This window comes from Candidatus Palauibacter polyketidifaciens (assembly GCF_947581785.1).
Classification (GTDB): domain Bacteria; phylum Gemmatimonadota; class Gemmatimonadetes; order Palauibacterales; family Palauibacteraceae; genus Palauibacter; species Palauibacter polyketidifaciens.
This window is the reverse complement of sequence record NZ_CANPVO010000013.1, coordinates 181,983-201,286: the sequence shown is the minus strand read 5'-3', so window position 1 is coordinate 201,286 and position 19,304 is coordinate 181,983. Positions and strand designations below refer to the sequence as shown.

At 69.6% G+C, this 19,304-nt stretch carries 16 protein-coding genes; 13 read left to right on the top strand and 3 right to left on the bottom strand.

The window, feature by feature from the left end; translation table 11 throughout:
* The 5 genes from RN729_RS03020 to RN729_RS03000 form a co-directional block, all read left to right on the top strand.
* On the top strand, nucleotides 1-257 hold a 257-nt coding region (locus RN729_RS03020; protein WP_310782196.1), incomplete at its 5' end, for a hypothetical protein.
* A gap of 47 nt (nucleotides 258-304) precedes the next feature.
* On the top strand, nucleotides 305-625 hold the full coding sequence (locus tag RN729_RS03015; protein ID WP_310782195.1) for a GYD domain-containing protein: 321 nt from the start codon (nucleotides 305-307) through the stop codon (nucleotides 623-625).
* Between the two features lie 128 nt (nucleotides 626-753).
* A complete protein-coding gene (locus RN729_RS03010; RefSeq protein ID WP_310782194.1) occupies nucleotides 754-3,405 on the top strand; it encodes a CehA/McbA family metallohydrolase in 2,652 nt (883 codons plus the stop codon).
* Complete coding sequence (locus tag RN729_RS03005) at nucleotides 3,402-4,991, top strand: acyl--CoA ligase family protein (protein WP_310782193.1); 1,590 nt, start codon at nucleotides 3,402-3,404, stop codon at nucleotides 4,989-4,991. The genes RN729_RS03010 and RN729_RS03005 overlap by 4 nt, the downstream gene beginning before the upstream one ends.
* 95 nt (nucleotides 4,992-5,086) lie before the next feature.
* Entirely contained in the window at nucleotides 5,087-6,925 is a 1,839-nt protein-coding gene (locus tag RN729_RS03000; RefSeq protein WP_310782201.1) for a redoxin domain-containing protein, read from the top strand.
* A gap of 20 nt (nucleotides 6,926-6,945) precedes the next feature.
* On the opposite strand, the gene RN729_RS02995 is transcribed toward RN729_RS03000, so the two are convergent.
* Nucleotides 6,946-7,347 (bottom strand): hypothetical protein, encoded by a 402-nt coding sequence (locus tag RN729_RS02995; RefSeq protein ID WP_310782192.1) that lies wholly within the window; start codon nucleotides 7,345-7,347, stop codon nucleotides 6,946-6,948.
* Complete coding sequence (locus tag RN729_RS02990) at nucleotides 7,325-7,567, bottom strand: AbrB/MazE/SpoVT family DNA-binding domain-containing protein (protein WP_310782191.1); 243 nt, start codon at nucleotides 7,565-7,567, stop codon at nucleotides 7,325-7,327. The genes RN729_RS02995 and RN729_RS02990 overlap by 23 nt, the downstream gene beginning before the upstream one ends.
* Before the next feature lie 160 nt (nucleotides 7,568-7,727).
* On the opposite strand from RN729_RS02990, the gene RN729_RS02985 reads away from it, so the two are divergent.
* The 6 genes from RN729_RS02985 to RN729_RS02960 all read left to right on the top strand — a co-directional run bounded on the left by RN729_RS02985 (nucleotide 7,728) and on the right by RN729_RS02960 (nucleotide 14,994).
* Nucleotides 7,728-8,543 (top strand): c-type cytochrome, encoded by an 816-nt coding sequence (locus RN729_RS02985; protein WP_310782190.1) that lies wholly within the window; start codon nucleotides 7,728-7,730, stop codon nucleotides 8,541-8,543.
* A complete protein-coding gene (locus RN729_RS02980) occupies nucleotides 8,540-9,940 on the top strand; it encodes a cbb3-type cytochrome c oxidase subunit I (protein ID WP_310782189.1) in 1,401 nt (466 codons plus the stop codon). The genes RN729_RS02985 and RN729_RS02980 overlap by 4 nt, the downstream gene beginning before the upstream one ends.
* 25 nt (nucleotides 9,941-9,965) lie before the next feature.
* Nucleotides 9,966-11,948, top strand: a complete 1,983-nt coding sequence (locus RN729_RS02975; protein WP_310782188.1) for an acetoacetate--CoA ligase — start codon at nucleotides 9,966-9,968, stop codon at nucleotides 11,946-11,948.
* A 50-nt stretch (nucleotides 11,949-11,998) separates the two neighbouring features.
* Nucleotides 11,999-12,433 carry a hypothetical protein gene (locus RN729_RS02970; protein ID WP_310782187.1) on the top strand — a complete coding sequence of 145 codons (435 nt, stop codon included), beginning with the start codon at nucleotides 11,999-12,001 and terminating at the stop codon, nucleotides 12,431-12,433.
* 25 nt (nucleotides 12,434-12,458) lie between these two features.
* A complete protein-coding gene (locus RN729_RS02965; protein ID WP_310782186.1) occupies nucleotides 12,459-13,574 on the top strand; it encodes a P1 family peptidase in 1,116 nt (371 codons plus the stop codon).
* A 118-nt stretch (nucleotides 13,575-13,692) separates the two neighbouring features.
* Entirely contained in the window at nucleotides 13,693-14,994 is a 1,302-nt protein-coding gene (locus RN729_RS02960; RefSeq protein ID WP_310782185.1) for a sodium:solute symporter family protein, read from the top strand.
* A gap of 19 nt (nucleotides 14,995-15,013) precedes the next feature.
* Here RN729_RS02960 and RN729_RS02955 read toward each other — a convergent pair whose 3' ends face one another.
* Complete coding sequence (locus RN729_RS02955; protein ID WP_310782184.1) at nucleotides 15,014-16,216, bottom strand: ATP-binding protein; 1,203 nt, start codon at nucleotides 16,214-16,216, stop codon at nucleotides 15,014-15,016.
* Nucleotides 16,217-16,432: 216 nt separating this feature from the next.
* Between RN729_RS02955 and RN729_RS02950 the strand changes: the two genes are divergently transcribed.
* Together RN729_RS02950 and RN729_RS02945 are read left to right on the top strand one after the other, a co-directional pair.
* On the top strand, nucleotides 16,433-17,422 hold the full coding sequence (locus RN729_RS02950) for a TAXI family TRAP transporter solute-binding subunit (RefSeq protein WP_310782183.1): 990 nt from the start codon (nucleotides 16,433-16,435) through the stop codon (nucleotides 17,420-17,422).
* 7 nt (nucleotides 17,423-17,429) lie between these two features.
* Nucleotides 17,430-19,298, top strand: coding sequence for a TRAP transporter fused permease subunit (locus RN729_RS02945; RefSeq protein WP_310782182.1), 1,869 nt, complete (start codon nucleotides 17,430-17,432; stop codon nucleotides 19,296-19,298).
* The last annotated feature ends 6 nt before the right edge of the window (nucleotides 19,299-19,304 follow it).

Sequence of the window (19,304 nt, the reverse complement as noted above, 5' to 3'; positions counted from 1 at the left end):
CTGCGCATAATGGCATGACCTCATATACATTGGTGCTATGTCATCATTTATGGAGTAACGCCGCCTCGCGCGGCGACAACGAGATGATCCTCTATCTCGTCGAAGTGGGGGGCGACGTCACCGTCGTCAGCCGCCGCGGCCAGACGACGGCCGACATGGCGAACGGCCCGGTGCAGCGCGTCTCGCCCTTCCCCGAGACCGTCGCGCTCCTCGAGAGCCTGGGCTCGCACAACAACGACAACTGCCTGACCTGCTGACCGACCGAGAACCACCCCAAACCACACAACAACGGATACGGAGAACCATGGCCAAGTACATGTTCCGCACGAGTTACACACGATCCGGCCTCAAGGGTCTGATCGCCGAGGGCGGTACCGGACGCCGCGAAGCGCTGAGACAGACGGTCGAAAGCGCGGGCGGCACCCTCGATGGCTTCTACTACGCCTTCGGCGACGACGACCTCCTTCTGATCGCGGATCTTCCCGACGCGACCGCCGCCACGACGCTCTCGCTGAACATCGCCGCCGCCGGGGCCCTGACCGTCTCGGTGACGGTGCTCATCGACCCCGAAACCGTCGACGAGGCCGTCGCCCGAGGCGTCTCCTACCGCCTCCCCGGAGCCTGACGCTCCACTTCGAAGACGGGGCCTGATCGCGGGCCCCGAACACAAGCAGCCTGTTCGCGTTGCGCGGGGCCGTCGGCGCGGAGCAAGTTGGGGGCTCCGTTCGGCGATCCCCCGACCTGCGAGCTGCCATGCGTATCGGCCCCGCTCCCGTCCTCATCGTCTCCGTCCTCTCCGCCGGAATGGCCCTCGGCTGCGAACCCGGCGGTGACGCGCCCGGTATGGCCGGCGAGCCGGGGCTGCTCGAGTCCGCCTCGGCCCGGCCTGTGGCGCCGCTCCTCGCCGAAGAGCCACCGCCCCCGTTCGGCGAATACCCCGGCGTGCGGCACGGCGGCAACTACATGCACAACTACTACCTGCCGCCGGCGCCGGGGACGACGCCCTGGTTCCCGACCTGGTCGCCCGACGGCGAGTCGATCGCCGTGGGGATGGCCGGCTCCGTCTGGGAAGTGGATGTGGAGACGGGCGACGCGACCGAACTCACGCGCGGGGGCACGTACCACTCATCCCCCTCCTACTCGCCCGATGGCCGCTGGATCGCGTACACGGCCGACTACGGCGGCGAACGGGTCCAGCTCGAGATCCTCGACACGGAGACGGGCGAGACGCGGGTGCTCACGGACGACCGCTTCGTGTACGCCGACCCCGTGTTCTCTCCCGATGGCACGCGCCTCGCCTACGTGTCGAGCGCGCCCAACGGGTACTTCAACGTCTACATCCGGGACGTGGCGGACGGCGACTGGGCGGGGCCCGAGATCGCGGTCACGAGCGACAACTCCTACGGCAACAACCGGCTCTACTTCGGGCCCATGGACATGTATATCTCGCCCGCGTGGATGCCGGACGGCGAGGAACTCCTCCTCGTCTCGAACCGCGACGTGCCGCTGGGCTCGGGGAACGTGATCCGGGTCCCGGCGCGCGCGGACGGGATCCTGGAGGCGCGGACGGTGCTGCGGGAGCAGACGCTGTACCGCACACGGCCGGACGTGTCGCTGCACGGCCGGCGCTTCGTCTACTCGTCGACGGCGGGGGCGGCGGACCAGTTCAACAACCTGTACGTGCAGCCGACGACGGGCGGCGAGCCCTACAAGCTCACCTTCTTCGAGCACGACGCCTTCCACCCGCGCTGGTCGCCCGATGGGGAGACGATCGCCTACATCACGAACGAGGGCGGCCTCCCGCAGCTCGAACTCATCGAGACCTACGGCGGCGGCCGGCGGCGGATCGAGATCGGCGAGCGCACCTACGCGGGGCCGACGGGCATGCTCTCCGTCACGGTGCGCACGGACGCGAGCGGGCGGAAGCCGGTGCCGGCGCGCGTGACCCTTCTCGGGCCGGACGGCAAGTACCACGCCCCGCCCGACGAGTACGCCCGGATCGGCCAGCGCGGGCGCTATCCGGCCTTCCACACGGACGGGACGTTCACGGTCGCGCTCCCGCCGGGCGAAGCGGACCTCACCATCGTAAAGGGCTTCGAGATCGAGCCGCAGCGCATGAAGGTGGCGATCGAGGCGGATGCCACGGTCGAACTGGCGGTCACGCTGCACCGGTTCGCGGACCTCTCGGCGGACGGCTGGCACAACGGCTCCACGCACGTCCACATGAACTACGCGGGGAACCTCCACAACTCGCTCGAGAACCTGATGTTCATGTCCGCAGCCGAGGACCAGGACATCGTGAACGAGCAGGTGGCGAACAAGGACAACCGGATCCTGGACCACCAGTTCTTCGTGCCCGGCGGCGGGGAGCACCCGGTGTCGGCGGAGATGGAGGACATGGTCGTCATCGTGGGGCAGGAGTACCGGCCGCCGTTCTACGGACACGTGTTCATGTTCGGGATGCGCGACCACCTCATCTCACCGTTCACGACGGGATACGAGGGGACGGCGATCGAGAGCCTGTATCCGTCGAACACGGACATGATGCGGAAGGCGAAGGACCAGGGGGCGACGACGGGCTACGTCCACCCCTACTTCGGCGATGTGGACCCGCTCACGTTCGGACTGATGGGCGGGAAGGGGTTCATGGTCGACGCCGTGCTGGGGACGAGCGACGCGCTCGAGTGGTCCACGGCCGAGCGGGCCGGCTTCTTCCCGCTCTACGCGCTGTGGAGCAACGACGTGCGGGTGTGCGCGACCGGCGGGGAAGACTCGATCAGCAACCTGCACGCCACGCCGCTCGTGGGCGCCATGCGGACATACGTGCGCCCGCCGGACGGGCGCCTGACGGCCGATGGGTGGTTTGAGGGCCTGCGCGGCGCGGCGGCGTTCGTGACCAACGGGCCGCTCGTCGAACTCACGGTAAACGGGGAGATCCCGGGTTCCGTCCTAGGTCTGGGCGCGGACGCGACGAGCGTGGAGGTGGTGGCCAGCGTGCGGTCGATCGTGCCGCTGACCCGCGCCTGGCTCGTGCGTGACGGCGAGGATGCCCTCGAACTCGAACTCTCCGAGGACCGCATGTCGGCCTCCTGGTCGGGCGACGTCGAGATCGACGGGAGTGGCTGGATTCACCTGCGGGCGGAGGGAGAGCCCGAGGAACGGTTCCCGCTCGACGCGGCCTACCCGCAGGGGTTCACGAACCCGGTCTGGTTCACCGTCGGAGGCGAGGCGATCCGCGACGCGGCGGGCGCGCAGTACGGCCTCGACTGGATCGACGAACTCGAACGCCAGGCGCGGGAGTGGCCCGGCTGGCGGTCGCAGTCCGAGCAGGACCACGTCTACGCCCAGTTCGACGAAGCCCGGGACGTGTACCGCCGCCTGCTCGCCGAAGCCGGCGGAGGGTGAGCGAGCGGAGCCCGTACCGGACGGAACTCACGCCGCTCGAGTTCCTGCGGCGGAGTGCGTTCGTATACCCGGACAAGGCGGCGGTCGTGCACGGCGGCCGCAGCTACTCCTACCGGGAGTTCGAGCTTCGCGTACGGCGGCTGGCGGCGGGACTCCTGCGGGCCGGGCTCAAGCCGGGGGACCGGGTGGCCTTCCTGTCGCCGAATACGCCGCCTCTGCTCGAAGCGCACTACGGCGTGCCGGCCGCCGGCGGGGTGCTGGTCGCGATCAACACGCGGCTCGGGGCGGGCGAGATCGCCTACATCCTGGAGCACAGCGGTGCGCGGTACCTGTTCGTCGACCGGGCTCTCGAGAGCCTCGTTGACGGGGACGCGCTGCGCGGCGACGGGGTGACGGTGGTGCGGATCGACGATACCGGGGCGCCCAGCGATCCCTACGAGGCGTTCCTCGCCGGCGGCGAAGCGGCGCTCCCGCTCCCGGCCGGCCCCACGGACGAGGAAGCCCCGATCTCGATGAACTACACGTCGGGGACGACGGGCCGTCCCAAGGGCGTCGTGTACACGCACCGCGGCGCGTACCTGAACGCGATCGGGGAACTCATCGAGATGGAGATGACGCCGGCGGCCGTCTATCTCTGGACCCTCCCCATGTTCCACTGCAACGGGTGGTGCTTCACGTGGGCGGTGACCGCCGTCGGCGGCACGCACGTGTGCCTGAGGGAGGTCGATCCCGGCCGCATCTGGGCGCTCATCGAGTCGGAGGGCGTCACCCACTACTGCGGGGCGCCGACCGTGCAGATCATGCTCGTCAACGATCCGGCGGCCCGCCCACTGGAGCACACGGTGCGGACGATGATCGCCGGGGCGCCGCCCTCGCCGACGCTGCTGGAGCAGTTGAAGGCGCTGAACTTCCACCCGATTCACGCCTACGGTCTCACGGAGACGTACGGCCCCACAGCCACCTGCGCCTGGCACGCGGACTGGGACGGACGCCCGCCCGCCGAGCAGGCCCGGCTGCTCGCCCGCCAGGGCCAGGGGTTCGTCACCTCCGACCTCATGCGGGTCGTCGACGGGGAGGGCAGGGACGTGCCGCGCGACGGCGCGACGATGGGCGAAGTCGTGATGCGCGGGAACATCGTCATGAAGGGCTACTACGCGCAGCCCGAGGCGACCGACGAGGCCTTCCGCGGCGGCTGGTTCCACTCGGGCGACCTCGCCGTGTGGCACCCCGACGGCTACGTGGAACTCCGCGACCGGGCCAAGGACATCATCATCTCCGGGGGCGAGAACATCTCCACCATCGAGGTCGAGCAGACCGTCGCCCGCCACCCCGCCGTGCTGGAATGCGCGGTCATCGCCATCCCCCACGACGAATGGGGCGAGCGCCCCAAGGCCTTCGTCACCCTGAAGCCGGAAGCCGACGCCACGGAGCGCGAGATCATCGACTTCTGCCGCGACCGCATTGCCCACTTCAAGTGCCCCGACGCGATCGAGTTCGGCCCCCTCCCCAAGACCTCCACCGGCAAGGTCCAGAAATACATCCTCCGCGACCGCGAATGGACCGGCCGCGACAAGCGCATCAACTGACTGGAGACGATTCGATGAACCGCCTCAGGTTTCTCACTCTGGCAGGTCTTGCCGTCGCCGTCGGCTGCGCCGACGCGCGATCTCATACTGCCTTGATGGCAGACGCGGCGGCGGATGTCGAGGCCACCCGGCTGGAGCGGGCGATGGCCCGCTTCGATTCGGCCCGCACGGCCGCGCCGGATGACTCCGAGGCGCACCGTCAGTACGCGATGCTGGCCCATTACTTCGATCTGTTCGTGGAGGCGTCTCGGGCGTGGGAACAGTCATTGGAACTGGAGCCCGCCGATCCCGTCGCTTGGGATGGCTACATGACGTCTCTCCGCCTGGCCGGGCGTTTCGAGACGGACCGCCGATACCTGGAGAAGCTGCTCGACCTGCTACCCGAGGCACTTCGAGCAAGCCGCGACCGTCCGATGATCTACGTCAGCGCCCTCTCAGCGGCGCGGGAACTGGGCGACCTCGATGGCTATCGGGCCATCCTGATCGAGCAACTGGCAACGCGACCCGAGGACCCCCTAATGCTGAACGCGCTTGGAGCGGCCTTGGTCTCCGCCGCGGAGGAGGGGGCAAGTGACCGCGCCGGGACGATCCGGGACTCCATCGGGGCGGCGCTGGACGCGCTCGCCGCGGCTCGCGACGATGTTCCGGAAACCGAGGCTTCGATTCTCTATCGCCTCGCGTCCGGGTACGACCTGATCGGTCGGGAAGAGGAGTCGGACCACTGGCTTGGGCGTCTCACCGCCGCGTCGGACCGGGGCGTCCTGGCCGACGACCTGCTGGCCGAGGACTTGAGCGCCGACTTTCAAGCCGCGTTTCAGGGGTCGTCGCCCGAGGAACTGCTTCGCATCGCGGATGAGGGACTTGCGGCGGCGACAACACTGAAGAATCGAGCCACCTGGACGACATGGCGGTTCATGGCTGTCGGCCAGCAGGCCATGGGGCCGGAACTTGCTCCGGAGTTGGCGGAGAGGCTGTTCGACGCCGCTTTGGAGGTGCTTGCGTGGCGGAACGCGGAGCAATGGTTGGCTCTGGACGGCCTGATCCAATTGGGGCTGCGCCCGCAGGTCGTACTCGAGAGGGCCGTTGCAATAGAAGAGGGCCTGAGAGCGGACCGTCCCGGTTTCCTGGATGCCAGTGCGAAGGGATACGAGCGCGAGGAGAATCGACGACGGGAGATCGACCGGGCACGGATCGTCCAGGCTCGTATGCTCGCGCAACTCGGCGAGACCGAAGCCGCCGAGGAGTTGTTCCAGGAACTGGCGACGGAATCCCGCAGCGCCCAGACGCTACGGGCGTTTGGGACCCATCTTCTGGAGACCGACCGACCAGCCGAGGCGCTCGACGCTTTCGTGGAGGTCATGGCCTTCGGCGGCGTCCGACTGCGGCCTCTCGCCGAGCGCGCCGCCGCGGCCGCTGGCCTCCCACCCGAAGCTGTGGACGAGCGGTTCGCCGTTCGGAGTCCGCTGGTGGAGGCGGAGCTGGCAGAAACGGCCCTCGGGGAACGACTTGATCGCCGGGCACCGGCGCTCGTCCTCGAAGATCAGCGCGGCGTGGAGTGGCGGTTGAGCGATCTGGTGGGGAAAGTCGTGGTCCTGAAGTTCTGGGCCACTTGGTGTCCCCCGTGCCTCGCGGAGTTCCCCCACCTTGTAGGCTCGCTCGAGGCGTACGAAGGCGACGAGGAGGTGGTTTTCCTCACCATCGTCACGGCAGATTCCCCGCGGAGCGAAGTGGAGGCGCTTCTCGCGGAAGAGGGCTACACCTTCCCCGTCTTGTTCGCCGATGCGGGACTGGCGCTCGACTTCGAGATCCTCGCCTATCCGACGACGCTTTATGTGGATCCGGACGGCATCATCCGCTTTCTTGAACAAGGCTATCGCCCGGCCGGATACGCTGAACTGATGCGTAATCGTATCGACGCCCTCCGCACCGACTAGGGAACGTTCCCGCGGGAACGTCAGGGGGAAACGAACCGGGTGCGGGGGAGGCTGGCCATCGCCTTGTCCAAGGTCAGGGTGTCCAGATCTGAACGCGCGTAGTCGTCGACGATGAGCCGATCAAGCAGCCCCGCGCCGCCGGAGGCGTCCAGGAGCCTCATCACCGAGAGCCCGTTCAAAGGTGCGACCAGGCCGCTGCCCAGCACCTGGATCAGGGCGGAACGAGCGGCGGGCTTCTGCACGCCGAAGTGGTGCTGGAGGGCGACGTAGGCCTCGCCGATCACTTGATTGGAAGCCACCACGGTGGTGCCGTCGCCCACCAGGGTCGTCAGGTATCCCACCGTATGGGCAAACCGGTCCCGGGGTCGGCCCGTGAGCAGGCGGACAAGGACGGAGGTGTCAATCCCGTAGCGAAGGATCATGTCGCTGGGAGCGGAAGGCGTGAACGTCAAAGGGCGCGATGTCGGGGTCGATTTGCTCCTTCAGCGGCGCCAAACGCGACAGATCAATCTTGTGTGGTCGTATCACGAAGCCGTCGGACCCCTCCAGCAGTTCGAGACGGTCGCCGGGTCGGACGCCCATGACGTCCAGTACATGCGCCGGAAACGTGACTTGTCGTTTCGCCGTTACCTTGACAAGCATGGGTTTTCCTCCTCGCGTTGACTCCATCACCTTACGATCAAGCCTACTTTCGTAAGGTGCCATGATCAAGCTCCCCGCGTGCGCTTGACGACCGTCGCCTTGAGGAAGGATCATCTCGGGGATCGAGATCACGCGACTTCAGCCCCCGCAACCGCTTCCCATGTTTACGCCGGCTCGGAAAAAGCTGCTGTTGGCCGTGCTGGTGCTCTCCTTCGGAGTCCAGACGGGGCTGGTGTACTCGGACGTGCGGAGCGAGCCGCTGTCGCAGGCGGCGCGCGAGGGGCGTGCGCTCTGGCAGGCGTACGCCTGTCAAACCTGTCACCAGTTCTACGGTCAGGGGGGATTCCTCGGGCCGGATCTGACGCACGCCGCGAGCCGGGTTGATTCGACCCGGCTCGTTTCTTTGTTGACGGTGGGGAGCGGGCAGATGCCGCCGCTCGGGTTCAGCGACGCGGAGACGGCGGCGATGGCGGCCTTCCTGCGGGAGATGGACCGGCCGGAGATCGGCCGCGGCGAACTTCGGATGGGGACGCCGGGGGAAGGCGCGGGGGCGCAGGCGGCGTTCGAGCGCGCGGTCGAGGCGGCGCTCGGGGCCGGGACGCCCGGTGGCGCGGGATCGGCCGGCGGGACGGGTCAGGACTTGGCCGAAGTTGCCGCCGGGTTCGAGGCCTACCGCATCCGGCCGTGCAGCGCGTGCCACTTTCCGTTCCGCGACTCGCCGGTCGGGGCGCCGGACCTGTCGCTCGCCGCCGGGTCGCTCGGGGCGGACTCGCTCGACCGGGTGCTCGCGGAGGGTCGTCCCCTGCTCGGCATGCCGCCGCCCGTGCCGCCGCTCGACGACGCCGACCGGGCCGCGCTCACCGCGTTCCTCGAGTTCCTGGCGGCCAACCGCGAGCAACTGGAGGCGGCGACGCAGGCGCTGGCCGCGGACCGCCGCCTCGACTGGGGGGCGCTGCCGTGGTGGGAGTACCCGTGAAGCCCTTCGCGGCCGTCCACCCCGCGCACCAGTTCGCCGTGCTGACCTTCATACGCGGCGGACTCATCGCGATCGCGATCACGCTCGTGGGCGGCATCCTCGCAGCGTTCTACTCAGTGCCGTCGCTCGCGCCGTGGTTCCAGCAAATCGGCCTCGACCTGCGACAGTTGCGCCCGATCCACACGGTGTTCGCCTCCGCCTGGGTCTTCCTCGGCGGCGTGGCGGTCGTGTACCGCTTCCTCCAGGACGAGGGGCCTCCGACGCCGGGCGACCGCTGGCGCCTCCGGGTCCAGGTCCTGACCTGGGCGGCTGCGGGCCTCGGGATCCTCCTCACGCTCGGCCTCGGCATCGGATCGGGCCGCGAGTACGTCGGCTTCCACCCCTTCTTCTCCCTCCTCATCCTCGCGGGCTGGATCTGCTACGCGTGGAACTTCTTCCGCCTCGCCGGGAAGCGGTTCTGGGAGCGGCCGGTCTACGTGACGATGTGGGGCGTGGGGATGCTCTTCTTCATCGTCACCTTCGTGGAACAGCACATGTGGCTGGTCCCGGGGATCTTCGGGGATCCGGTGCAGGACATGCGGATCCAGTGGAAGGCGACGGGCACGCTCGTCGGCAGCTTCAACCTCTTCGTGTACGGCTCGGTGATCTACCTGGGCGAGCGCATCTCGGGGGATCCCGCCTACGGGCGCTCGACGACCGCGTACATGCTGTTCGGCGTCGGACTGCTCAACTCGTTCACGAACTTCGCCCACCACACGTATCATCTGCCGGGGCGGGAGTCGGTGAAGTGGATCGCCTTCGTCGTGAGCATGATGGAGATCATCGTGCTCGCGCGGGCCATGTTCGACCTGTGGCGGGCGCTCCGGACGCCGAGCGACCCGGCGTTCTGCGCGGCCCGCGGGTCGTTCGCGGCGGCGAAATGGTGGACGTGCGGGATTCTGTTCGGGGCCATCCTCATCTCGGTCCCGCCGCTGAACGCGGTGATTCACGGGACGTACGTCGTTACGGGACACGCGATGGGGGCGATGATCGGGATCGACACGATGATTCTGCTCGGCGCGGTGATCTGGATCCTGAGCGAGCACTTCCAGGCCCGCGAGGGAGAGGACGCCTGGGACAAGCTCCACACGCCGGCCGTGCGGTGGAGTCTCATCGGGCTGAACGTCTCGGTGGCGGGGCTCGTGCTCTGGCTGCACGTGGTGGGGACGGCGGTCGGCGTGACGCGGGCGGTGCACGCGCCGGGCGAAACCTACGTGCCGCCGGACTGGGTGTCCGCGTGGAGCGGGGTCGGGTTCGCGGTCTTCGGCACGCTGTCGCTGGTCTTCTTCGGGTGGCTCCTCGCGCAGCTCCTGCCGCCCGCCTTCCGGTACTGGTGGGTGACGGAGGAGCGGGCGTGAGGGGGAGCGGGCGTGAGCGGGAAACGTGGTTGAACCGGGCGGGCGTGAACGGGCCGCCGCCGTGAGCCGTCCGCTGTGGACGCCGGATCCGGACTTCGCCGCGACGACGAACATGGCGCGCTTCACCCGCTACGCGAACGACGAGTGCGGGGCGGACGCCGACTCCCCGGAGGCGCTGTGGCGCTGGTCGATCCGCGAGCCGGAGGCGTTTTGGAACGCGGTGTGGGACTTCTGCGGCGTCATCGGCGAGCGTGGGGAGCGCGTCGTCGTCGACCTCGACTGCCTGCCGGGGGCCCGCTGGTATCCCGACGCGCGGCTGAACTACGCGGAGAACCTGCTCCGGCGCCGGGACGACGGGCCTGCGCTCCTCTTCCGGGCCGAGGACCGCGTCCGCCGCGACCTCTCCTGGGCCGAGCTCTACGACAAGACCTCACGCCTCGCCCAAGCCCTGAATGCGCTCGGGATCGAGCCGGGCGATCGCGTGGCCGGCTACGTGCCCAACATGCCCGAGTCCATCGTGTACATGCTCGCCTCGGCGAGCCTCGGGGCCACGATCTCCACCGCTTCGCCCGACTTCGGCGTTCAGGGCGTGCTCGACCGCTTCGGACAGATCGAACCCCGCGTCCTCCTTGCGGCCGACGGCTACTTCTGGCAGGGGAAGCGGTACTCGAGTCTCGACCGCCTGCCGGAGATCGTGCGGCGCCTTCCCTCGGTGGAGCGCGTGGTCATCGTCCGCCACACCGAGCCGGATCCCGACGTCTCGGCGATCCCTCACGCCGTCCGGTTCGACGACTTCATCGCCCCGTGGAGCCCGCGGGAGATCGAGTTCCGGCGGCTCCCGTTCGACCATCCCCTCTACATCCTCTTCTCGTCGGGCACGACGGGCGTCCCGAAGTGCATCGTCCACGGGGCGGGCGGCATCCTCCTCACACACCTGAAGGAGCACAGGCTGCACGCGGACATCCGGTCGGCCGACCGCGCCTTCTACTACACGACCTGCGGGTGGATGATGTGGAACTGGCTGTCGTCGGCGCTGGCGAGCGAGGCGACGGCGGTCCTGTACGACGGCTCGCCCTTCCATCCCGGCCCGCACGTCCTGTTCGACTACGCGGACGAGGTGCGGATGACCCAACTCGGCGTGTCCGCGAAGTTCATCGACGCGCTCGGGAAGGCGGGCCTCCGGCCGCGGGAGACGCACGACCTCTCCTCGGTGCGGACGATGCTCTCCACCGGGTCTCCCCTCGTCCCGGAGGGGTTCGACTACGTGTACCGGGACGTGAAGCCCGACGTGCACCTCGCCTCGATCTCCGGCGGGACGGACCTGTGCGCCGGGTTCGTGGTCGGGCACCCGCTTCTGCCCGTGTGGCGGGGCGAGATCCAGGCGCCGTCGCTGGGCATGGACGTGGATGTGTGGGATGAAGAGGGGCGGTCGATGCCGGCGGGGAAGGGAGAACTCGTGTGCAAGTCGCCCTTCCCGTCGGTGCCGACGGGGTTCTGGGGAGATGAAGACGGGAGCCGCTTCCACGCGGCGTACTTCGACATGTATCCCAGCGTGTGGCGGCACGGCGACTGGATGGAGTGGACGGAGCACGGCGGCGCGGTGATCTACGGCCGCTCCGACGCGACGCTGAACGCGGGCGGAGTGCGGATCGGGACGGCGGAGATCTACCGGCTGGTGGACCGGCTGCCGGAGATCCTCGAGTCCATCGTCATCGGGCAGCCGTGGGAGAACGACACGCGCGTCGTCCTCTTCGTGCGGCTTGCGGAAGGGCGGAGTCTGGACGAGGAGTTGGAGGCGCGGATCCGGAGGGAGATCCGGGATAACGCCTCGCCCCGCCACGTCCCGGCGCGGATACTGCAGGTGGCGGACATCCCGCGCACGAAGAGCGCCAAGATATCGGAACTCGCCGTGCGCGCCGTGGTACTGGGAGAGTCCGTCAAGAACGTCGAGGCCCTCGCCAACCCCGAGGCCCTCGAAGACTACCGCAACCGCCCCGAACTTGCATGATAATTTCGACTGCCGGTGCCCCGGTCTGCGCCTCCCGCGGGAGGGTCTCGATGGTGCTCATCCTCGGACTTCTCGGTGCGTCGGGGTGCGGCGAGTCGGGGCTGGGGCCGGACGTGCCGGACAACAACGTGGTTCTGGCGGGGGACGGCGACTGGGGGGACGATCCCTATGTCGCGAACTCGGCCTCGGTGAACGGACGCGGGTTGACCGTCGAGGTGGAGTACTCGGGCGGTTGCCGGAGGCACATCTTCACGCTGGTGATCTCGGAGACGTTCCTGGAATCGGATCCGGTGCAGCTTCCGGCGGAACTCGTCCACGAGGCGAACGGCGATGCCTGCGAGCGCTGGGTGACGGACACCCGCGTCTTCGATCTCGACCTGGTCAGAACGCGCTACCGGCAGTTCTACGGACCCGGACCCGGCACGGTCGTGCTGCGAGTCGAGGGTCTGCCCGGGGAGGACCTCGTGTACGAGTTCGCCGGATAGCATGGCTGTGCAAAAGGCGGTGCGGATGAGACCGGAGCTTCCAGGGCCGCGCTCGGCGCGGGGCGTCGCGCTCGCGGCGGCCGGGGTGGTGGGCGGATTTCTCGCGGCGGGAGGGTGTGTGGCGCAGGAGACAGCGGACTTGGCGGGGGGCGGGATCACGGCGGTCGAGGGGATCGCGCTGGGGCACTTCACGCTGGAGGAGCGGCCCACGGGCTGTACGGTCGTCCTCGCCGAGGACGGCGCCGTGGCCGGCGTCGACGTGCGGGGCGGGGCGCCGGGGACGCGGGAGATCGCCCTCCTCGATCCGGTGAACAGCGTGCAGGAAGCCCACGCCATCGTGCTCTCGGGCGGGAGCGCGTTCGGCCTCGAGGCGGCGTCGGGCGTGGTCCGGTATCTCGAGGAGCGGCGGGTCGGGTACCGGGCCGGGGATCACGTCGTCCCGATCGTGGCCGCGGCGATCCTGTTCGATCTCGGCATCGGCGGCGGGTCCGTTCGTCCCGGGCCGGAGTGCGGTTACGAGGCCGCCCGCGCGGCGAGCGCGGCGGCGCCCGCCGAGGGCAGCGTCGGCGCGGGGGCCGGTGCGACGGTGGGGAAGCTTCGGGGCCGCGGCCGCGCGATGAAGGGCGGGATCGGCACCGCCTCGATCACCCTCGAGGACGGTCTCACCGTGGCCGCGGTCGTGGCGGTCAATTCGGTTGGCGACGTGATCGATCCGGCCACGGGGGAGGTCGTGGCCGGGGTCCGCACGGAGGACGGGACGGGCTTCGCGGACGCCCGCGCGTTGCTGCGGGAGGGGGAGGTGCGGCCGCCGGGCGACGCGCCGGCCGACGACCCCTCCGTCGAGAACACGACCATCGGCGTCGTGGCGACGAACGCCCGCCTCTCGAAGGCCGAGATCACGAAGGTCGCGCAGATGGCGCACGACGGACTCGCCCGGGCCGTCTACCCGGCCCACACCCCCAGCGACGGCGACACTCTGTTCGGCCTCGCCACCGGCACGCACGAGGACGAGGCAGGCCTGTCGCGGATCGGCGCGCTCGCTGCGGACATGGTCGCCGAAGCGATCCTGCGCGCCGTCCGTGCCGCCACCGGCCTCCCCGGCCTCCCCTCGGTCACCGACTTGACGGGCACCGGCCGCTGATCGTGCCGCCCGCGGGCCCATGACGACCGGTTTGTGGGTGCTTCTCGCGTATGCTGCGGGGCTCGTTGCGCTGGGGGCCTGGATCGGGCGGCGGGTTGGTCGGGCGGGGAGTTTTTTTGTGGCGGACCGAAAGCTCGGGCCGGTGCTGCTCTTCGCCACCGTGTTGGCCGCGAACCTCGGGGCGGGCACGACCGTCGGCGCGGCGGGGCTCGGCTACCGGGATGGGCTCAGCGCGTGGTGGTGGGTCGGCTCGGCCGGCATCGGGACGATCCTGCTCGCCCTCTGGGTCGGGCCGCGGATCTGGAAGGTGGCCGCGCGTCACGGACTCCTCACCATGGGCGACTACCTGGACCTGCGCTACGGTCGCTCGGTGCGGCTGCTGATCGCCGTCCTGCTCTGGTTCGCCACGCTCACCATCGTGTCCGGGCAGCTCATCGCCATGGCGGAGATCGTCGCGGTCGTCGCCGGTACCCCGCGCTGGATCGGCGCGCTCGTCGGCGGGATCGTTGTCATCGCCTACTTCAGCGCCGGCGGCCTCGTGGCATCGGCCTGGGTCAACCTGGTCCAGCTCGTCGTGCTGCTCGCCGGGTTCGCCGTCGCGATCCCGTGGGCGCTGTCCGACATCGGCGGCTGGGCCGCCATCGAAGCGACCGCCGCCCGCACGTCGCCTGATTACCTGAATCCGTGGCAGGGCGGGGGCTCCGGGTGGGTCTATATCGCGCTCCTTGCGCCGGCCTTCATCATCTCGCCCGGGTTGGTGCAGAAGGTCTACGGAGCGACGGGTCCGCGGGCGATCCGGATCGGGCTCCTCGCCGCCGGTGTCGGGCTCGTGCTGTTCGCTTTCGCGCCGACGCTGCTCGGGATGATCGCCCGCGTGTACGACCCCGCGCTCGCGAGCCGTGAGCAGGCCCTGCCCATGCTCCTCGCCACCGCGCTGCCGCCCGCGCTCGGGCTGCTCGGCCTCGCCGCCGTGTTCTCCGCCGAGGTGAGTTCGGCCGACGCCGGGCTGTTCATGCTCTCGACCTCTCTCTCGAAGGATCTCTACAAGGGCTTCCTGAGACCCGAGGCGACGAGCCGGCAGGTGCTGCGGGTGGCGCGGGGCGCCGCGATCGCCGGAGGGACGCTGGGCGTGCTGCTCGCCCTCTGGCTCGAGAGCGTGATCGCCTCGCTCACGATCTTCTATTCGATCCTGAGCGTGAGCTTGTTCATCCCGGTGGCCGCCGGGCTCCACTCGCGGCGCGCCGGCGTGCCGGAGGCCCTCGCCGCCATCGGCGCCGGGCTCGCGGCGCTGGGCGCCGTGCACATCTTCGCCCCCGCCGACGCGCCCGCCCTGCTCGACCGCACGCTCATTGGCCTCATCGTCTCCGCCGCCGCCTTCGCCCTCGTCGCGCTGCTCCGCGCGCAATTCCGACGGAACTGACCGCGTCGGGCGGACGGGACTAAAGAGCTGCCAGTTCCAGCGCCAACTCGCGCAGTCCGATGACCTCGACTCCGCCTCTCACGGGATAGCGGTCGTCTCCGCCGTACACGACGAACGCGCGGTCGGGCCGCACGTCCTCGAGTGCGATGCGGAACCCCTTTCCGATCCGTGGTGCGAGTCCGCGCTTGATCTCGATGGCCCACCTTCGCGGTCCCGGCACTTCCAGGATCAGGTCGATCTCCACGCCGGTCGCCGTCCGGTAGAAGCCCGGTGGAGTGAGCCGGTCCGGCGCCGCCCGGATCAGCGTCTCGATCGCGAAACCCTCCCAACTGGGGCCCGCGACGGGGTGACCGAGCAGGTAGTCGAGGTCCGGTATCCCGAGCAGCGCGTGCAGGACCCCGCTATCCCGCAGGTAGAGGCGCGGCGATTTGGCGAGCCGTTTGCGGACGTTCACGTGAATCGGCTGCAGTCGGCGTACGAGGAGAAGGTCGACGAGCAGGTCCGCGTAGCGCGCGATCGTCTTCCCGTCCACGCCCAGACTCCGGGCGAAGGTCGACGCGTTCCACAGTCCGCCCTGGGAGTGCGCGAGCATGGTCCAGAAGCGACGTAGCGTTTCGGCCGGGATGCGCGGTCCCAGTTGAGGGATGTCGCGTTCGAGATAGGTCCGAATGAAGTTCTCCCGCCACAGCGCGCTCGCCTCGTCCGACGGGGCGAGAAAGCTCGGCGGGAAGCCGCCGCGGCTCCACAGGCGCAGGAGCCGGTTCTCTTCGAGCTCCCGCACATCCAGGGGACCGAGTTCGAGATAGCCGATACGGCCCGCGAGGCTCTCGCCGGACTGGCGCAGCAGATCGAGCGAGGCGGGCCCGAGGATCAGGAATTGTCCGGCCTGCTCGCCCCGCCAGATCCTCCGGTCGATGATCCCGCGCAGTTCACGGAACAGTTCGGGCGCCCGCTGGATCTCGTCGAGTACGACGAGTCGGTCCGTCACTCCCTTGAGATACCCCGATCCCTCGGCCAGACGCGCGAGGTCCGCGGGATTCTCCAGATCCAGGTACAGACCGCCGGCCGCCCGGCCGGGCTCCCCGTGGGCGCCCTCCTCCCGGGAATCCGCGATAGCTCGCGCCAACGTCGTCTTCCCGACCTGGCGGGGACCGAGGAGTCCGACCGCCGGGAAGATCGAGAGGTGCTCTTCCACCTGCGGCCCCAGCAACCGGGGGATCATCGCACTGTTCATGCTTGGATTTTAGGAATTCAATGCCGAATTTACAAGGTTCGCAGATCGCGCGAGGCTTCGCTCGGACACGGAACGGCGGGGGCCGGGCGGGTAGGCGCTTGCCTCGGAAGGCGCGACGGGGAGAGCATAGCAGCGCCTTGGGATCGAGGGGCAACACTGAGGGGAGCGGCGGATGCGCGTGCCAGTGGCTGTGGGAACCGGTTGATGCGACGCGGGATCGCGCTGCGCCGCCTCGTGATGGGCGTCGTCGGGGGCCTCGGCGCCCTGGGGGTCCTTGCCGCGGCGGGTTGCGGGGGTGGCGGGCAGCGGACGCTCTCGATCGCGACGGGGAACACGAACGGGCTCTACTACCCGCTCGGGGGCGGCCTGGCGTCGATCTGGTCGCGGCACGTCGACGGCGTGAACATGAAGGCGGAGACGACCGCCGGCTCCGTCACGAACCTCATCCAGGTCGCCAAGGGGGAGAGCGAGGTCGGCTTCACGCAGGCGGACGCGCTCGCGGCGGCGCTGGCCGGCCGCGGGCGCTTCCCGGAGCCCATGCCGCTCGCCTCCCTCGGCAAGCTCTATCCCAACGTCGTGCACCTCGTGACGATCCGGAGCACGGGGATCGAATCCGTACACGATCTCCGCGGGCGCCGCGTGTCCGTCGGCCCGCCGGGGTCCGGGAACGCGGTCACCGCCTGGAACGTGCTCGAGGCCATGGGGATCGGGGAGTCCGACTTCACCGTCCGGCAGCTCAACTACGCCCAGATGTCGAACGGACTCAAGGACGGGACGCTGGACGCCGGCTTCATCGCGGGCGGCGTGGGCATGCCCGCCGTGGTCGAGATCGGCGTCTCCCGGGACATGGTCCTCGTCCCCTTCTCCGAGGACGAGATCGCGACGATCGTCGGGTCGGAGCCCGCGTACAGCGGCTTCCGCGTGCCGCCCGGGGTCTACCGCGGCGTCGATGAGCCGGTGCTCACGCCCACGCTTTGGAACCTCCTCGTCGTCTCCGGTGCGATGGAGGAGGGACTCGCCTACGATCTCACGCGCACGATGCTCGAACGCCGCGCGGATCTTGAGAACATCTCCAGCGTGGCGAGCTTCATCACACCGCCCTCCGCGCGCGACGTGGGCGACTTCCCCCTCCACCCCGGCGCCCGGCGCTACTTCGACGAGATCCTCGGGCAGCCCGGGTCGGGGGCGCCTTGACGGCGCGTTGACGGCTCCGCGGCCGCCGTGGCGGCGCATCCTCTTCGCCCTCGCGGTGGGGCTCTCCCTCTTCCAGCTCTGGCAGAGCACGACCGGCACGCTCTCGGCCACGCTCGGCCGGCCCATCCACCTCGCCTGGGTCGTCGTCCTCACCTTCCTCGCCAAGCCCTCGTGGACGGGGGAGGGCCCCGCGCCCCGCTGGAGCCTGTGGCTCGACGCCGCCCTGGCGCTCGTCGCCCTCTACTGCGGGTGGGTCATCGTGGGCTTCGACTACCGCGGGGTCGACCACATCCTGTACGGGCTCACGACGCACGACCTGATTGCGGGCCTGGTGTTCGTGATCCTCCTCTTCGAGGCGACGCGGCGCGCCGTGGGCTGGGTGATGGTCGCCGTGGGCCTCGTCTTCCTCCTCTACGCGGGGTTCGGGGACCTGCTGCCGGACGTGATCGCGAATCGCGGCTTCACGATCGAGCGCATCCTGCGCTTCCAGATCTTCACGGGGGCGGGCCTGTTCGGGACGCCGCTCGGGATCGCGGCGGGGACCGTGTTCATCTTCGTCCTCTTCGGCGCGTTCCTCGAGGTGACGGGCGCGGGGCGCTTCTTCATCGACCTCGCGTTTGCCGCCGCGGGCCGGTTCCGAGGCGGGCCGGCCAAGGCGAGCGTCATCGCCTCCGCGGCCATGGGGTCGATCTCGGGCTCGGCGATCGCGAACACGGTGACGACGGGCGCGCTCACGATCCCGATGATGAAGAAGCTCGGCTACCGCCCGGAACAGGCGGGCGGGATCGAGGCGGCGGCCTCCACCGGCGGCCAGATCATGCCGCCGATCATGGGCGCCGGCGCCTTCATCATGGCGGACTTCACGAACACGCCGTACCGGGAGATCGTGGCGCTCTCCATCGCGCCCGCCATCCTCTACTTCGGGTGCACGCTGCTCTTCGTCCACCTCATGGCCCTGAAACTGGGATTGCGGGGGATGAAGAACCCGCCGCCGGTGCGGCGCACGCTGCGCGAGGGCGTCCACTTCCTGCTTCCGCTCGGACTCGTCGTCGCGCTCCTCCTCCTCAACTACTCGCCGCCGCTCGTCGGGGCCGTGGGCAGCCTCGCCGTCGTCGTCACGGGGATGGCGCGGAAACGGACGCGGGTGGGGTGGCGCACCATCCTCGAGGGGCTGCGGACGGGCGCGGTGCTGGCGCTGCCGATCTCTCTCGCGTGCGCGACCGCCGGGATCGTCGTGGGCGTGATCGGCCAGACCGGGATCGGCCTCCAGTTCACGGAGTCCGTCGTGCAGGCGGCCGGCGGGCTGCTCTGGCTCGCGCTCATCTTTATCGCGATCGCCGCGCTCGTCCTCGGCATGGGACTGCCCGTGACCGCGGCCTACATCGTGATCTCCGTCATGGCCGCGCCCGCGCTGGAAGGACTCGGCCTCTCCCTCCTCGTCGCCCACATGATCATCTTCTGGCTTTCGCAGACGTCGAACGTGACGCCGCCGATCGCCCTCGCCGCCTTTGCGGGGGCGGGGGTCGCGGGCTCGGCGCCCATGCGGACGGCGACCCAGGCCGTGAAGCTGTCCCTCGGCTTCTTCATCGTGCCCGCGATGATGGCCTATTCGGCGCTGATCCTCGTGGAGGGCACCGCCGTGACGGCGTTCATCTTCGCCATCGTCTGCACGGTCGCGCTCGTGTCGGCCGTCGCATACGCGATCGAGGGGTTTGCGGTGGCCGCGTGCAGCGCCGCCGAGCGCGCCCTGTTCGCCGTGGCCGGAGCCCTCATCCTGGTCCCGAACGATCCGGTGCGGATCGCCGGAGTGCTGCTGGGCAGCGCCGTGTTCGCCCTCCACGCCCGGAACGCCCGGAGGGCACGCGGAACCACGTAGCGGCCG

What these genes read in the sequence shown, in the direction of transcription:
- RN729_RS02970 (WP_310782187.1), top strand. Translation starts at nt 11,999, where the DNA reads ATGGTGCTCATCCTCGGACTTCTCGGTGCGTCGGGGTGCGGCGAGTCG.
- RN729_RS02965 (WP_310782186.1), top strand. Translation starts at nt 12,459, where the DNA reads ATGAGACCGGAGCTTCCAGGGCCGCGCTCGGCGCGGGGCGTCGCGCTC.
- RN729_RS02955 (WP_310782184.1), bottom strand. Translation starts at nt 16,216, where the DNA reads ATGATCCCCCGGTTGCTGGGGCCGCAGGTGGAAGAGCACCTCTCGATC.
- RN729_RS02995 (WP_310782192.1), bottom strand. Translation starts at nt 7,347, where the DNA reads ATGATCCTTCGCTACGGGATTGACACCTCCGTCCTTGTCCGCCTGCTC.
- RN729_RS02990 (WP_310782191.1), bottom strand. Translation starts at nt 7,567, where the DNA reads ATGCTTGTCAAGGTAACGGCGAAACGACAAGTCACGTTTCCGGCGCAT.
- RN729_RS02950 (WP_310782183.1), top strand. Translation starts at nt 16,433, where the DNA reads ATGCGACGCGGGATCGCGCTGCGCCGCCTCGTGATGGGCGTCGTCGGG.
- RN729_RS03000 (WP_310782201.1), top strand. Translation starts at nt 5,087, where the DNA reads ATGGCAGACGCGGCGGCGGATGTCGAGGCCACCCGGCTGGAGCGGGCG.
- RN729_RS03010 (WP_310782194.1), top strand. Translation starts at nt 754, where the DNA reads ATGCGTATCGGCCCCGCTCCCGTCCTCATCGTCTCCGTCCTCTCCGCC.
- RN729_RS02985 (WP_310782190.1), top strand. Translation starts at nt 7,728, where the DNA reads ATGTTTACGCCGGCTCGGAAAAAGCTGCTGTTGGCCGTGCTGGTGCTC.
- RN729_RS03015 (WP_310782195.1), top strand. Translation starts at nt 305, where the DNA reads ATGGCCAAGTACATGTTCCGCACGAGTTACACACGATCCGGCCTCAAG.